The 15,327-nt window shown below is 39.7% G+C and carries 10 protein-coding genes; 6 read left to right on the top strand and 4 right to left on the bottom strand.

Translation table 11 applies throughout. From position 1 onward, the window contains the following. The first annotated feature begins 172 nt into the window (after positions 1–172). Positions 173–994, top strand: a complete 822-nt coding sequence (locus tag ADICYQ_RS14150) for a helix-turn-helix domain-containing protein (RefSeq protein WP_020891591.1) — start codon at positions 173–175, stop codon at positions 992–994. A gap of 154 nt (positions 995–1,148) precedes the next feature. Next, complete coding sequence (locus ADICYQ_RS14155) at positions 1,149–1,724, top strand: NAD(P)H-dependent oxidoreductase (protein ID WP_020891592.1); 576 nt, start codon at positions 1,149–1,151, stop codon at positions 1,722–1,724. Between the two features lie 163 nt (positions 1,725–1,887). Here the strand turns inward: ADICYQ_RS14155 and ADICYQ_RS14160 are convergent, their stop codons facing one another. Continuing rightward, entirely contained in the window at positions 1,888–3,348 is a 1,461-nt protein-coding gene (locus ADICYQ_RS14160) for a hypothetical protein (RefSeq protein ID WP_040416344.1), read from the bottom strand. 592 nt (positions 3,349–3,940) lie between these two features. Between ADICYQ_RS14160 and ADICYQ_RS14165 the strand changes: the two genes are divergently transcribed. Further along, positions 3,941–4,126 carry a hypothetical protein gene (locus ADICYQ_RS14165; protein WP_020891594.1) on the top strand — a complete coding sequence of 62 codons (186 nt, stop codon included), beginning with the start codon at positions 3,941–3,943 and terminating at the stop codon, positions 4,124–4,126. Between the two features lie 496 nt (positions 4,127–4,622). Here the strand turns inward: ADICYQ_RS14165 and fdhD are convergent, their stop codons facing one another. Together fdhD and ADICYQ_RS14175 are read right to left on the bottom strand one after the other, a co-directional pair. Further along, complete coding sequence (fdhD, locus tag ADICYQ_RS14170) at positions 4,623–5,492, bottom strand: formate dehydrogenase accessory sulfurtransferase FdhD (RefSeq protein ID WP_020891595.1); 870 nt, start codon at positions 5,490–5,492, stop codon at positions 4,623–4,625. Further along, a complete protein-coding gene (locus tag ADICYQ_RS14175) occupies positions 5,476–7,776 on the bottom strand; it encodes an FdhF/YdeP family oxidoreductase (protein WP_040416346.1) in 2,301 nt (766 codons plus the stop codon). Before ADICYQ_RS14175 ends, fdhD begins: the two co-directional genes overlap by 17 nt. A 365-nt stretch (positions 7,777–8,141) precedes the next feature. Between ADICYQ_RS14175 and ADICYQ_RS14185 the strand changes: the two genes are divergently transcribed. From ADICYQ_RS14185 to ADICYQ_RS14195, 3 genes are read left to right on the top strand one after another with little or no spacing between them, the layout of a single operon-like run. Next, positions 8,142–9,638, top strand: a complete 1,497-nt coding sequence (locus ADICYQ_RS14185) for a sulfatase (RefSeq protein ID WP_020891598.1) — start codon at positions 8,142–8,144, stop codon at positions 9,636–9,638. A gap of 13 nt (positions 9,639–9,651) precedes the next feature. Beyond that, positions 9,652–11,166: an arylsulfatase gene (locus ADICYQ_RS14190; protein WP_020891599.1), complete on the top strand. Its 1,515-nt coding sequence runs from the start codon at positions 9,652–9,654 to the stop codon at positions 11,164–11,166. Next, a complete protein-coding gene (locus ADICYQ_RS14195; RefSeq protein ID WP_020891600.1) occupies positions 11,150–13,294 on the top strand; it encodes a pyrroloquinoline quinone-dependent dehydrogenase in 2,145 nt (714 codons plus the stop codon). The genes ADICYQ_RS14190 and ADICYQ_RS14195 overlap by 17 nt, the downstream gene beginning before the upstream one ends. 390 nt (positions 13,295–13,684) lie before the next feature. On the opposite strand, the gene ADICYQ_RS14200 is transcribed toward ADICYQ_RS14195, so the two are convergent. Continuing rightward, positions 13,685–15,247: a purple acid phosphatase family protein gene (locus ADICYQ_RS14200; RefSeq protein ID WP_020891602.1), complete on the bottom strand. Its 1,563-nt coding sequence runs from the start codon at positions 15,245–15,247 to the stop codon at positions 13,685–13,687. Positions 15,248–15,327: the final 80 nt, after the last annotated feature.

Consider the following 15,327-nt stretch of genomic DNA (forward strand, 5'->3'; position numbering starts at 1 on the left):
TATTATTTTATAAATTACAATTTAAATTGAAATATTCCATAGACGTATTTTGAATTATCTTAATAATATTCAATAGAAGTAAGCTATTTTTCTTTACTTACTTGAGGCATTTAACGTTGATTCTAATACATTAACGATAAGTCTGTACGAACGCTTAAGCATTAAAACAGCGATGACAAAAAGAAATGAAAAATACCATAGTTTTAAAATCGCTGTTCCAAAAGATTTTGAAGAAGTTATTTCTCATTTCTACTATGCTGAAAACAAGTCAGAGGAACCATTGACCCAAACGCTCTTACCGTCCTACCAAACTATATTGGTTTTCAATTTTGGGTCTAAAGCTTTGCTTCATTCCAAACAAAATACCACAATCGAAGTAGACAAATGCCTTGTTTTGGGACCAATAAAAAAAGCTTTTGACTATTCCTTACAACCTCAATCAAAAATTTTGGTAGCCAATTTTAAAAACGATGCCTTTTATCGCTTTTTTAGAAATACTCCTATTGGAGAAAAAGAACCATTGGATCCGGACAGTTTATTTAAAGAAAATTGTTTTACGGCGCTTTGGTATGAACTTAATGAATTTAGCGAGGTAAATTTACAGGTAAAACACCTTCTTGAATATTGCAATGTATTTTTAAAGCCCCGAAATCCAATTGCCGAACAATTATCCAATTTCAAGGAAGCGCATTTAAATCCTATCAAAACTGTTGCTAGCAATAATAATTTAACTGAGCGAATTATTCAAATAAACCAAAAGAAACATTTTGGATATTCTGCGAAAGAAATTAGCCGGTACAGGAGGTTTTTAAATGCCATAGAACTTTTAGAAAACTTCGCCACCAAACCATCAAAAAAGGATTGGTTTGCCATAATAAGTGAGTGTGGCTATTATGACCAAAGTCAACTTATCAATGATTTTAAACATTATATAAATTTAAGCCCAACAAAATACTTTAAGTTTCAACAAGAAATTTGTAACCCTACAAAATGACCTTCGTTTTCTTACAGTTTTAATAAATTACAAGGGCCTACTTTTATACCATTAAATCTACAAGGATTACTCAATAGCTTTTGAGATGTGACACTTTACGAATTGAAAAGCTTTTTGAGTGCTGAGGTAGAATAGGTGTTTAAAAAAGTAGAAAATGAAGTATTTAGTAATTTATGCACATCCAAATCCCCAAAGCCTTAATGGACATTTGAGGGAAATCATTGTAAAACTTCTTGAGGATAGGGGACATGAGGTAAGGATTCGTGATTTGTACCATCTTAAATTCAATCCTGTACTTTCATTGGAAGATATGGAGGGGCAACGAAGAGGACAGGTTTGTGTTGAAGTAAAAACGGAACAAGATTTCATCACTTGGGCAGACTGTCTTTTGGTCATACACCCAATTTGGTGGACAGGTTTGCCTGCAATTCTAAAGGGTTATATTGATAGGGTTTTTAGTTATGGTTTTGCCTACCAATATAAGCAAGGGGTTCAAAAAGGACTGCTTAATGGAAAACAGATTGTTGTTATTAACACACATGGGAAATCTAAAAAAGAGTACCAGGATATAGGTATGGACCAAGCCTTGGTCCTAACATCTGACAGGGGAATTTATGCCTATAGTGGATTGGAAATCACACATCATTTTTTCTTTGACCAGGCAGACAGTGCAAAGGACGAAACAATTGAAGATTGGAAAAGTCAAATCAAAGGTGCTTTTTTACTTTGAGGCTTGTCTTTTTTTAGGCGTTGAAGAAATGGTAATTGCTAAGGTTGTTTAGCTACTTAAGTAGGGATTTTGGAGTTATTGCTGCAAGGAAATAGCAACAATAACTCCAGGTTCAGGTGTTTGTGTTTCCTTTTTTCATGGCTTGAAAGCCATGTTCATTGATTTACAATGTATCAAAGGAATATAAGGTCCCATCCATTAGCGTAAACCGAAGTCGAACCATTTTTCCTTTTAAGTCACTTAATTTTTTATTGCCCCAGCTAATTGGGGAGTTCAGCCCTGACCCAGTAAAAGGAGTGCAATCTTCCGCAGTCCATCCCTCTAGTGGTTCATCACGAATCGCCGAACGAACTTCAACCCGAATTTCTCCCGCTGCATCGGCATTGATAAATAAGTCGCCATTGACCTCAAAAGGGCGAGTAAGAATTCTGCCGAGGGTATCGGCTTGTGAGCGAGCACCGAATAATCGATCCAGCTTCGTAGTGGCAATGCCAATGGCAGGGCTACCTGGACTGTCATGATTTGACCTGTTGCCAGAATAGTAAAACAACATTTCATCCCCTTTAATGACGGGTTCTGAAATGCGTATTTGGCCTGCGTCCCATTCATTTTCCGTACCCAAATTTAAAGGACTCTTTTGGGCATCTGCAGGTAATCGATACCATCGATAGGCATCATCACTCCAGACCAATTCTGCAGTTACTTTTTCTGTTTTACCAGGGGCGTAAAGTTGAAGAAATCCAAAAAATAAATCACCTCTTCTAATAACAGTCATACCGTAAAAATCGGTCACATCTCCTTCTTCAGGAACCATTACCGTGCGCTCATGTGTCCAGTTTACTAAATCGTCACTTTCTACGACCGCAATGCGCCGTCTATTAACATGTTTTATACCTTCACCAGCAAAGGCTCTTGGACGTACATACACAAACCAACGCTTGCGAACTTCATCATATACAAAGTTGTTTCGTGTGTCACTGTGGTACCAGACCGCAGGATTTTTAAAGGAACTATTGAAGGTCTTTCCATCTGCAGAATAGGATACAAATACCCCTCCGGCCTCATTGTGGATAGCAACAAATTTATTCTCAGGTGCATTTGAGACAGGATTAAACTCAACATCTATGTCTTGGGTTTTCTCCCTACCCAATTTGATCAAGTTAGTTTTTTTATAGGAAGCATCTTTTCGATCAAATACATTTAAAATCGGCTTTTCCCATTTGATACCATCCGTTGACTCTGCATAAGAAATATTGTAAGAGAAAGGAAGTTTGCTATAATAGGAGGCAGAATCCCATACACTGTACCACATTTTGTACAATTGTTCTTGCGGGTCGAATAAAACTTTGCCACCCAATAATGGCCCGCTGCCTTCCCAAGGATGTTCCTTCACAACAACTGGATTTCCTGCATATTTTTCGAGCGGAACAACAAAACGCTCAATCATCCAGCGATCCTCAATTATTCTGTCATCAATTACAAAATAAGGACCTTTAGCAGGGAGTTTGTCTATCTGCCTGTCAGATTTGCGTTTTTCCCATGGTTCCAAATTATTATTTTGAGCAAAGCCTTCTGTCAAAGCAAAAAAGCTTAATGCCAAACAACCAATTTTATACAAATACATATTCACTCATATTAAGTCCCTAAGATTAAATCACAGTACTGGTATAATAATAACGATAAAATCTTTATTTATTTAAATAAGTACTATAAATTAATATTATTGTTAATTTTTAAGTTGTATTTTGTTTAATAAGAAATATTTTATTTGGTTTTAAGTTTAACTGGTCCTAACGTCGCCTTCATCTGATGTTTTTTTTGATAAAAAATTTATCGTGGACGATCACTCAATTTTTTCTAGTAAAAAAGACTATAGGATTAACAGTGCCAGCCATTAGTTAATTCAGGAATTTGACCTTTCAATAATATTGAGCCAAATGAAGATAAACTCTTGGTCAAAAAGTCTTTTTTATGTCAAATCTACTATAAGTCTCAGTCAGATTGGCATGCTACAATTGCACTTTAATTATTTAAAATAAAGTCAAATTTATGGCACAAGGTTTGGAGTATAGTTTAACCAAATTTAAGGTTTTAATTGCTAACATTATTGAGCGATAAACGTAATATTATTTACAATTACGGAATCCTGCTTGGTTTATGAAGGGTTATAGATGTTTGGGTTTTATAGACGTAATTTTAAATTAGATACAATTGTTATGGAGACTTCTTATTTAGATTATTACAAGAGAATTATAAAAAATGTGCGTTTTGATTTGGGAAGGTTAAAAAACGAAATCAACAAGGCCAATCAAATCCTAACAGAGCAAGAAAGGGATTCCTTAAAGAAATGGATGCTTCGAAATGGGCTTTATTCTGAAAAGTTGAAAGGAAATGCCTTCTAATAAAGGCATTCCAACTTTATTAGCTTTTTGGGTTTATTAAAGTTTAAGAGGTAACTTAAATATCCATCATGCGTCTTGTTTTTTAATATAGAATAAAAGCATTAAACCGGATAAATAAATCTGTACTTGGATCCTCAGCTGTGGTCATTATTCCAGCATTTATCAGGCTTTCTCGATATACTCTATTCCTTGGTTAAAACCAAGGTTTTTTATTCGTTCCAGTTTTAAGGTTGTTTTTTTCGTTTTTACCCTAAAATATGGTCTAACTTTTAGTTGGATTTTAGTAAAACTTATACCTTAACTCAAAAAATTGATTTTTTTGTAAATGTCTTAAAAATAGCTGTTTACGATTTATAGGATTGAAAGGAAAATCAAAAATGCAGAAAAAATACCCCGATCACGGTATTTTTAATCTAGTCAACCTTTGTACCTTTGAAACAGGTGATAAATAAACTTTTCAAAATGGAATTTTTCCATTGTAAATGGTGGGTAATCGTTAAACTATTTTTTTACCCACTATTTTAATTCTTTCCTCCGCACTGTAGATATTAAAGCTTTCATTTTTTAAAAATCCAACCAAAGTCATCCGTTTTTCCTTGGCAAGAGCCACAGCAAGATGGGTAGGAGGTCCAAATGCTAGTAGAACAGAAATCCCTGCATTGATGGCTTTTTGCGCCATTTCATAGCTTACCCTGCCACTTAACAAGACAATTTTCTCGTTTCCTAAATCAATTTTGGCTTTCAAGCTGGCTCCTATAAGCTTATCCAAAGCATTGTGGCGCCCAATGTCTTCCCTAAGCATTACCAATTCTCCATTTTTGTCATACAATGCGGCTGCATGCAGACCACCAGTGTATTTGAAAGCTGTTTGAGAGGACTGTAGGTTTTCAGGAATGGCCAGGATGGTTTCAGGACTAATCTGCCATTTCTCATCCAATGGCAAAGCACCGTTTTTACATTTTACAGCTTCTATGGCCGTTTTTCCACATACACCGCAACTTGAATTGGTGTAAAAGTTCCTCCCAAGTTTTTTGAGGTCTATGACGTGGCCTTCTACAAATTTGATGATCAATACATTTCCTTTTTCCTCTGGCTTTACTTTTTGACAATACCGCATCAGCAAGATGTCCTCGTCACTTTCGACGATTCCCTCTGCAAATAAAAAGCCCAGGGCCAAGTCAAAATCATTTCCTGGACTCCTCATGGTGACTAGCAAATCCTTTTTGTGCCATTCTCCTTTGTGTTCAAATTCGAGGCGAATTTGCAAAGGCTCTTCCACCGCTATCAAATCTTGCAGTTCTGTTACATCAGAATTGCTGTACTTGTATATGCTACTAAAACTTACCAGACTATTCGTCGCTTCCATTGTCCATTTTTTCCAAAAACACTTCAATATATTTAGAGGCAGGGCAGTGGCTTTCTTCTGAATTGTTTCCCAATGCCACCAGTACATTTCCCTCAGGGAAATAAACGGAAAGGCATCCTGGAGAGATGTCATAAGGAACCACCTGGAAACCTTCAAGTATTCGCTTTTCTCCCTCAAATACACTTGTCAACTTCACCAGATCCCCAGCTTTGCATCCATATTGATTCATGTCATCTTTATTCATCATCACTACTTCACGGCTGTTGCTGATACCCCTGTAGCGGTCATCATAGCCATAGATGGTGGTATTGAATTGGTCGTGACTTCTAACCGTCATTAAAATAAAAGGAGTCTCAGGGTTTTTGTTAAAGTTGACCGGATTTACTGTTAGCCTGGCTTTTTTGTCTGGAGTGTTAAAATTCCTTTCTCTGGCCCCATTGGGCAGGTAAAATCCGCCCGCCACTTTTATGCGCTCATTGTAGTCTTCAAAACCAGGAATTACTTCGGCTATCTTATCACGAATAAGGCCGTAATCTTCGCTCATTCCTTCCCAGTCAGTGGGGTTTTCCTTACCTAATACCGCTTTTGCCATGTCACAAACAATGGCCACTTCGCTTTTTAAATCAGGGGAAACAGGCTTGAGGTCGCCATGAGATCTTCTAACTCTCCCAGCGGTATCTTCTGTACTGACAAACTGGGGGCCATTGTTGGAAATGTCTTCTTCTGTTCTGCCAAGGCAGGGTAGAATTAGGGCTGTTTTGCCATGGATAAGATGGCTTCGATTGAGTTTGGTGGAGACATGAAAGGTTAAGGCGCATTGTTTTAATCCCTCAAAAACTATATTGGTATCAGGAGCTGCCAGTGCAAAATTACCACCCATGCCCATGAAAACTTTGCCTTTACCATCGACCATGGCCTGAATGGCACCTACGGCATGCACGCCTTCATTGATAGGCGGCTTAAAATTGAAAGCATTCCCAAGTCGCTGCATAAAGCTATCCGGCATTTTTTCCCAAACTCCCATGGTGCGGTCGCCTTGTACATTACTGTGGCCTCTTACCGGCAAGGTGCCAGCACCAGGTTTTCCTATGGCTCCTTTTAGCAAAAGGATATTTACAATTTCGCGTATGGTATTTTCTGCATTTCTATGTTGGGTGATTCCCATTGCCCAGGCAATAATAATGTTCTTCTTTCCAATAATAAGGGAAGCTGCTTCCCTTATTTGCTTTTCGGGAACACCACTTTCCTGGATCATTTCGGCCAGATTTGTTGTTTCTATATGCTGGCGAAGGGCTTCATATCCTACCGTAAATTCAGCAATAAAAGCTGTGTCAAACACTTCTCCTGGAGCGTTTTTTTCTGCCTCTAAAAGCATTTTAAGCAAGGCTTTCATTAAGGGTAGGTCACCATTGACCTTTACCTGTAAGTGAAGGTCATGAATGGAAGTAGGCTTACCAATCCACTCCCAGGGTTTCTGAGGATGTCGAAATTGCAATAAGCCAGTTTCCGGCAAAGGATTCACCGAAATGATCTTTCCACCGTTATTCTTTAATTCCTCCATTGCCGTCAGCATTCTGGGCGCATTGGTTCCGGGGTTTTGCCCCATCACGATCAATAAATCCGCTTTAGGGATATCATTGAGTACTACGGAAGCTTTACCAATGCCTACGGTATCGGTTAGGGCTTTACCTGAAGCCTCATGGCACATGTTGGAACAATCGGGTAAATTATTGGTACCATATTGCCTGACAAAACACTGGTAAAGAAAGGCTGCTTCATTACTAGTGCGGCCAGAAGTATAGAATATGGCCTGATCTGGATGATCAAGTGCCAGAAGTTGCGTGGCAATAAGAGAAAAGGCGGCTTCCCAGGTAATAGGCGAATAATGGGTGTCACCTGACTTCAATACCATTGGCTGTGTAAGCCTGCCTTGTTTTTCCAGCCAATGATCAGATTTTTCCAATAAATCATTGATACTATATTGCTCGAAAAAGGAAGGTTCAATTGTGTTCGCACTTCCTTCCCATGCTACTGCTTTTGCGCCATTTTCACAATATTCAGCAATCTTGGAAACTTTATTGGCATCAGGGTCTGGCCAGGCACAGCTTGGGCAATCAAAGCCATTAGGTTGGTTGAGTTTAAAGAGTGTTTTCACCCCTTTACCCACATGGGTTTCCTCCCAAATGCGATAAGCAACGGTCTGTATGGACTTTAACCCAGCGGCTGTCTCTGCTGGAGGGCTAATTTTAACTTTTCTTTTGGACGCATTGTGTTGGTTGAAAATTCAGAAAACTTGTGTGCCTTATAGGCTACAAGGTAAAAAGAATTATAAGTTTAAGCTGGATTCTGCAATAGAATTCGTAATGACCTGTCCTGACCATTTATTAGAAACAATTTCACCAGGTGACAGTATTTTCAGAGCCTTATTAAGGTCTAAGCTAAATCAGAAAGGATTATTTAAAATTCAAGGAATATATTTTTACCTGCACTAGTAAATTGAAATAGTACCTGATTTTTTTCATTCACTCTAATTATACCATCTATTATTATTGGAATTGACCGCTTAATAAAAGTATGTTTTTATTTACATGATTAACCTTTATATTTAAATTGCTTTAATCTGAATTTTATTAATAATAAACCTACCCAATGACACCTAAATTATCGCTATTCCTTTGCTTTATTTTTATCGGTTTCCTTCAGTCCTGTGGAACCGAGGTTCAAGAGAAAAAACCTTATAATATTCTATTCATTGCCATTGATGACCTTAGACCTGAACTGGGGGTTTATGGAAATGACATCATCAAAACCCCTAATCTTGATGCCATAGGTCAAGCAGGAACAATTTTTGAAAATCACTATGTGCAGGTGCCTACCTGTGGTGCTTCACGCTGTAGTATACTCACGGGAATGCTTCCAAGTAATCGGGAGCATTTAAAAAATTCAGCCATTGAAAAAATGATGGCCGATGTTCCTGAGGGAGAACGACCGGAAAGTTTTGTTCATCACCTAAAAAGAAATGGCTATTATACGGTAGGAATAGGCAAAATCAGCCATTCTATAGAAGGTCTGGTATATGGTTATGAAGAAAGCCCTGTAGGAGCAAAAGCGGAAATGCCTTTCAGCTGGGATGAGATGCTTTTTGACGCAGGGAAGTGGGGGAATGGTTGGAATGCTTTTTTCGGTTATGCGGATGGCTCAAACAGGCAAGGTAAAAAGAAACAAGTAAAACCTTACGAGGCAGGAGAGGTGTCTGATGAGGGCTACCCAGATGGTCTTTCAGCTCAATTGGCCATAAAAAAACTCAGAGAGTTGGCGGATAAAGAGGAGCCATTTTTTATGGGTTTGGGCTTGTTTAAACCACATTTACCTTTTACTTCTCCTAAAAAGTATTGGGACTTATACGATCGTGAGGATATTCCCTTATCGCCTTCCCCTGATATTCCTGAAAACATTGATTTGAGCAGTTTACAAGAAAGTGGAGAGTTCAATCAATATGCGCTTGGTGAAGAAAAAGCAGGCTTAGACCATCAGTTGTCAGATGAATATGCCAGAAAACTTAAGCATGCCTACTATGCTGCCGTTAGTTACAGTGATGCACTGGTAGGTAAAGTTATGGATGAATTGGAAGTGCTAGGGCTTGCTGAGAATACTATAATTGTGGTTTGGGGTGATCATGGCTGGCACCTGGGCGACCAAAGGGTGTGGGGCAAACATACCATTTTTGAAACTGCGCTTAGGAGTCCTTTGATAATTAAAGTTCCTGGTTTAGCGGCCCGCAGGATTTCTTCCGATATGCCTGTGAGTAGTATTGATCTTTACCCTACGTTAATGGAGCTTGCGGAGGTACCTACCAATTTCACATTGGATGGACAAAGTTTGGTGCCATTGATAAAAGATGGGAAGGATGAAAACAGAGAGGCGCTAGCTTTTAGCTACTTTAAAAATGGTATTTCGATGCGTACCGACAAGTATCGGATGATGAAATACTTTAGAGAGGAGACGCCAACAATAGAGCTGTATGACCATCTCAATGATCCCTTAGAGACAAAAAACATAGCCAATGAGCAGCCAGAATTGGTGGAACAATTACTAGTACAACTAGAAAAAGGAGACACAGGTCTGTATACCGATGAAAACAATTAATCCTAAATCCAAAATGACAATCAAAAACAATAGCCTAACCAATTGGACCCTTTTTTCGGCCCTGTTTATCATGGTGGCGGCCTCCTGCACCAATAGTCAGGAAAAAGAAGAATCTATTGAAAAACCAAATATCATCTATATCCTGGCAGATGATCTAGGATACGGAGACCTGAGCTTTTTAGGTCAAACCAAATTCAAAACGCCAAATATTGATAAACTGGCGGCGCAAGGAATGGTATTTACCCAGCATTATTCAGGATCCACGGTCTGTGCTCCCTCAAGGTCGGCATTGATGACGGGTTTACATACAGGACATACCCAGGTCAGGGGAAACAGAGGTTTAAATGGGGGGCAGTTTCCATTAAAAGAGGGTACCCAGACCTTGGCAAGTATATTGAAAAAAGCGGGCTATACCACTGGGGCTTTTGGAAAATGGGGACTTGGTTACCCGGGGTCTGAAGGAGCACCATTAAACCAGGGTTTCGATGTCTTTTACGGTTTTAACAGTCAGACCATCGCTCATAATTATTACCCAAGAGAGTTGTGGGACAATGACAAAATCGTAACCCTTGAAGGCAATCAGGGAACGGATGAAGGACAATATGCACCTTATCTTATCCAGGAAAAACGATTGGCCTTTATTGAAAACAATAAGGATACTAATTTTTTCCTGTTTGCACCTACCATTATTCCACATGCAGAGCTTTTTGCTCCTGAGGAATACATGGAGAAGTTTCTGACCAAGACAAATCCAGAACCTCCTTATCAATACGAAAGTAAATTGGGCCCTGAAACTAATTATGAAGGGACAGACGATCCCGAACATCCTCGCTACAAAATGGGGGGATATGGCTCTCAGCCTTACCCACATGCAGCTTTTGCGGCCATGGTAACACTTCTGGATGATCATGTAGGTCAGATCGTCTCCAAATTGGAGGAATTAGCAATTTTGGACAATACAGTGATCATTTTCACTTCAGATAACGGTCCCCACCTTGAGGGAGGAGCAGACCCTGATTTTTTCAATAGCAATGGGCCCTTTCAGGGATATAAGCGAGATTTATTAGAGGGAGGAATTCATGTGCCTATGATTCTTAGTTGGCCAGCACAAGTTGAAAAGGGAAGCCAAACCGATCATATCAGTGCTTTTTGGGATATTTTACCCACCTTTTCAGAAATCGTTGGTGTGGGTACAGAAGGTGCACTCGATGGGCTGTCATTTCTTCCTACGCTATTAGGCAAAGAAGAGCAAGCTACTCATTCCCATCTTTATTGGGAGTTTCATGAAAAGGGAGGCAAACAAGCAGTAAGGAAAGGCAAATGGAAAGGGATTAAATTGGACGTATTCAAAGGAAATGAAACCATTCAACTTTATGATTTGGAGCAAGACCCTGGAGAGACCAAGGACCTGGCTGCAGACTTTCCTGAAGTGGTAGAAGAATTAAAAGGCTTGATGCAGAGCTCCAGAACTGAGGATGCAGAATGGCCATTTGAAGAGACAATTGAAAAGAATGTTAAGAACAATTAATAGTATTATCGCTTTTATTTGCCTGGTTGCGATCTTTTCTTGTTCACAGGAAAACAATAGCTCAAAAGCAAAAGATTACCAAACCTGGGAGCATTATCGTGCTTCAAAAACAGCGGCTCAGTTCTCAGGTTTGGATCAGATAAACAAAGAGAATGTTCACTTGCTAGAGCCCGCATGGACTTTTCATACAGGGGACAGCAAGGAGAGAACACCTATGGAATGCAACCCAATGATCATAGGTGATATTATGTATGTGAGCTCACCACAACTTGATCTGATAGCATTGGATGCCGAAAAGGGTGAGGAGCTTTGGCGTTTTGACCCTGAGCTTTACGGTCAGTCAGGAGGGGTTAACCGAGGGTTTTTCCACTATAAAGAGGGAAATGACTTGCGTATTTTTATGGCAGTTGGACAATACTTGTTTGCCATAGACGGTCATTCAGGTGAATTGGTGGCAGAATTTGGCGAAGCAGGTAAGCTTGATTTGCGAAAAAACCTAGGCGTTGATCCCGAATCCCTATCGATCTCTTTGAGTACACCAGGACTGGTTTTTCAGGATTTGATTATCATTGGATCTGCAACGGGGGAGGGTTATGATGCTTCTCCAGGTCATATAAGGGCATACAATGCTAAAACGGGAGAATTCAAATGGATATTTCATACCATTCCTAAGGAAGGCGAGTTTGGACATGATACCTGGCGCTGGCAAGAAGGTGAAAACTATGGTGGTGCCAATAACTGGGGAGGGCTGAGTTTGGATGAGGACCAAGGCTGGGTCTATGTTTCCACAGGCTCTCCAGCATATGATTTTTATGGTGGAAATAGGTTAGGAGAAAACCTTTTTGGTAATGCCATAGTAGCGCTAGATGCTGCTACTGGAGAAAGAAAATGGCATTATCAGGCCGTGACCCATGATATTTGGGATTATGACTTGCCTTGTGCCGCTACCCTTGTCGATTTACCAACCGAAAATGGTATCGTTAAAGCTCTGGTACAACCTACCAAGATGGGAGAACTGATTATACTGGACAGAATAACAGGGAAATCCTTAATGGACATGGAAGTGAGAAATGCACCTCCTTCCTATGTTCCAGGCGAAGTAGCCCATCCCACTCAAAAGTTTAACCAGGGAATCACTGTTGTGAGACAAGGTTTGGACAGCGCAACACTGACAAATATTTCTGCTGAAGCCAATGCTTACGCGAAAAATGAATTTAAAAAATACCGCAATGAAGGCTTGTATACTCCTCCAAGTTTAGAAGGCACCCTCACCAATCCAGCAACAAGAGGAGGGATGATTTGGGGTGGGGCCTCTTATGATCCGGACAACCAAATGCTGTATGTGAATGCCAATGAAATCCCTATGATTTTACAGCTCCGCAACATTTCTGAAAACCAGGATGGCAGTGGTTCGATTGGAGTGCTACCTGGGAGGAGTACTTACTTGTCCAATTGCTCCAACTGCCATGGTGCAGACTTAGAAGGGCTAACGGATGCCTTTCCACCACTGAAAGATATTAAAGCCAGGCATTCCCGAGAATCTTTGGCTAAGATAATTACCCAGGGAAATGGTTTGATGCCAGCATTTCAAGGTTTCAATAAAGAAAAGCTAAATGCTTTAATGGATTACTTGCTTGAAATAGAAACTGTTTCGGATCCTATTCATGATATCAAGGAAGAAGCTGGAGCCACCGATAGATATGTACTGCAAGGCTTTAGACTTTTTACAGATGAAGAAGGTTTTCCTGCCAGCAAGCCACCTTGGGGAACTTTAAATGCCATCGATTTAAAAACCAATACCATTAAATGGAAAGTGCCTTTAGGTGAATACCCAAAATTAAAAGAAAGAGGAGTGCCAGCGACAGGAACCCAAAACTTTGGTGGCTGTGTAGCTACTGCAGGCGGACTGGTTTTTATGGGAGGGACGCCGGATGAGATGTTTAGGGCCTTTGATGCAAGTACAGGAGAAATTTTATGGGAATATAAACTCCCTTTTGGGGGCTATGCGGTACCTGCAGTCTATGAAGTTGGAGGAAGACAGTATGTGGTAATCGCAGCTGGTGGGGCAAATAGATTGGGTACACCAGCTGGAGATGCCTATGTAGCTTTTGCTTTACCTGAAAAATAAAGTTTATTGCGTAATAGGTCATTTCTTGTGCCCGTAATAATTCCCATGTCGAAGGGGGAATTGCTGATTTGGGAATTTAATGCTGAATTAGTGGCATTGAAATGGGTTGAGAAAATTCAAATCAGATAACACTCGTCAATCCTGAAAACTCGAAATCCCCCTTTTCTTCAAAGGGGGGCAGGGGGATTTTTTTGGTAAACTTTGATTATATAAAAAATAAAATAATGCTATTTAGAGCCTTGGGCTTAGTTCGGGTAGGAGTCAATTAAAACTGTTCCTAGAATGGCCATTTCCTATTTCGGTTTTGAAAATTAAAATGGGGTCAGTTTTTGAAAAGCTTCAAGAACTGACCCCATTATATTTAGTTTCTATTCACTTATATTGGTAAACCTATTCCAGTATATTTCCTTTTTCGTCAATTTTCACCATTGTTCTTTCCCCATCTTTTTCTAGCCTTACACTAAAAACCAAGACTCCTTTTCCATTTTTGGAGGCATTTACCCTTGAGATTCTATTTCCAGGATATTTAGAAAGCAATATGGGTTGAAGATTTTCCGGCAATGGGTCTTCATAAGGGATGGTGTTTGAGAATCTTTTTTCCTCTCCTGCTTCAGCTTTTCTTTCGATGAACTCATTGATCCCATTTTCTTGTTTTACCAAATCGAAAGCATCGTATAATTCACCTATAGCCGTATAGGACTCAAAACTTAGCTTATCTCCATCTACTTTAATCACCTGAAATAATTGGGTGTTTTCAGCTTTACGATCCCTTTCTGCACCTAAGGCGTCCCATCCTTCTTCACTCACACTGTACATTTTTCCGCCACTAACAGAAACTACATAAACAGTCCCTGTTTTATCCCTTGCATTCATTCCATCAATGACATTGTCCTCTGGGGAAACACGACCCCTTGCATAGCTGTGGTCATGCCCTTGTAGGGCCAAATCAACTTTGTATTTGTCAAATATAGGCTTCCATGCTTTTCTTAATTCATCATTGTCCCTACCTGCTGAGGCAGAAAACAAGGGATGGTGATAGGTCACGATGGTCCATTTTTTTGTGTTTTCTGAAAGCACTTTTTCCAGCCATGGGATTTGTTCCTTTTGCAAAACATTGCTGTTTAGAGAGATGATCCGCGCGTCTTGGTAATCCATATAATAAACAGTTTCTTCTAGACCTTTTACTTTGGGTCCGTTCTCAGGAAGTGTAAATTGAGGGCGCCATTGTAAGGAAAGTCTTCTTTTCGCATCTTCTCCGTCTAATTCAGGAATGTCCCCATATTCATGATTTCCTGGGGTAACCATGGAAGGAACCATACTATGAATAAATCCTCCGGCCGTAAACCATTCATGCCAATCCTGCTCTCTATGGGCGCTATTGATCAGGTCACCAGCATGGATGATGAATTTAGCATCCGGTGCTTTTCTAAAACCTTCTCGTATTAACCTGGACCAAAGTTCAAGAACATAATTTTGTGCATCTCCTACATATAGGAAAGAGAAAGGCTTATCATCGTCTCTGGAAGCGGTAGTGAACTGTATCCATTCGGTCCATGATTCACCATCTCCAACCCGGTAACCATACATGGTGTCCGGTTTTAAGTTTTTAAATTGTACGGAATGGTAATGGGCTTTGACTTTAGCATCCTCTACCTTCAATCCATCCAATACTTCGGTTTCTGCCTCAACAGTTAATCCATTTCTCCAGAACTTTGGTGCTCCATCAGCTATGGCAATTTCAGCATACCCTGTTGGAATGGAGGTATCTGTTCTCCAGGTAACGTTGGCTTCAGTTGCAGGATCTGCACCGAAATTTAATACAACTCTGTCAGGGTAGTAGCCGGGTTTGCTCCACTCTTCTCTAAAAGTAGGCGCTTTATAAACCTTGTACTCTTGAGCAATTGAGGCATTAATTAGGAGGAACAAAAAGAAGGAAAAAAACACTTGTTTCATTGTGGATGGGTTATTGGTGTAATTCTGTAAATCTAGTGAAATCAAAATAATATTTCAAGTTCAATAATTATTATATTATT

The sequence above is a fragment of the Cyclobacterium qasimii M12-11B genome (assembly GCF_000427295.1).
Classification (GTDB): domain Bacteria; phylum Bacteroidota; class Bacteroidia; order Cytophagales; family Cyclobacteriaceae; genus Cyclobacterium; species Cyclobacterium qasimii.

Coding starts and splice junctions, on each gene's coding strand:
- ADICYQ_RS14150 (WP_020891591.1), top strand. CDS start 173: ATGACAAAAAGAAATGAAAAATACCATAGTTTTAAAATCGCTGTTCCA.
- ADICYQ_RS14155 (WP_020891592.1), top strand. CDS start 1,149: ATGAAGTATTTAGTAATTTATGCACATCCAAATCCCCAAAGCCTTAAT.
- ADICYQ_RS14160 (WP_040416344.1), bottom strand. CDS start 3,348: ATGTATTTGTATAAAATTGGTTGTTTGGCATTAAGCTTTTTTGCTTTG.
- ADICYQ_RS14165 (WP_020891594.1), top strand. CDS start 3,941: ATGGAGACTTCTTATTTAGATTATTACAAGAGAATTATAAAAAATGTG.
- fdhD (WP_020891595.1), bottom strand. CDS start 5,492: ATGGAAGCGACGAATAGTCTGGTAAGTTTTAGTAGCATATACAAGTAC.
- ADICYQ_RS14185 (WP_020891598.1), top strand. CDS start 8,142: ATGACACCTAAATTATCGCTATTCCTTTGCTTTATTTTTATCGGTTTC.
- ADICYQ_RS14190 (WP_020891599.1), top strand. CDS start 9,652: ATGACAATCAAAAACAATAGCCTAACCAATTGGACCCTTTTTTCGGCC.
- ADICYQ_RS14195 (WP_020891600.1), top strand. CDS start 11,150: ATGTTAAGAACAATTAATAGTATTATCGCTTTTATTTGCCTGGTTGCG.
- ADICYQ_RS14200 (WP_020891602.1), bottom strand. CDS start 15,247: ATGAAACAAGTGTTTTTTTCCTTCTTTTTGTTCCTCCTAATTAATGCC.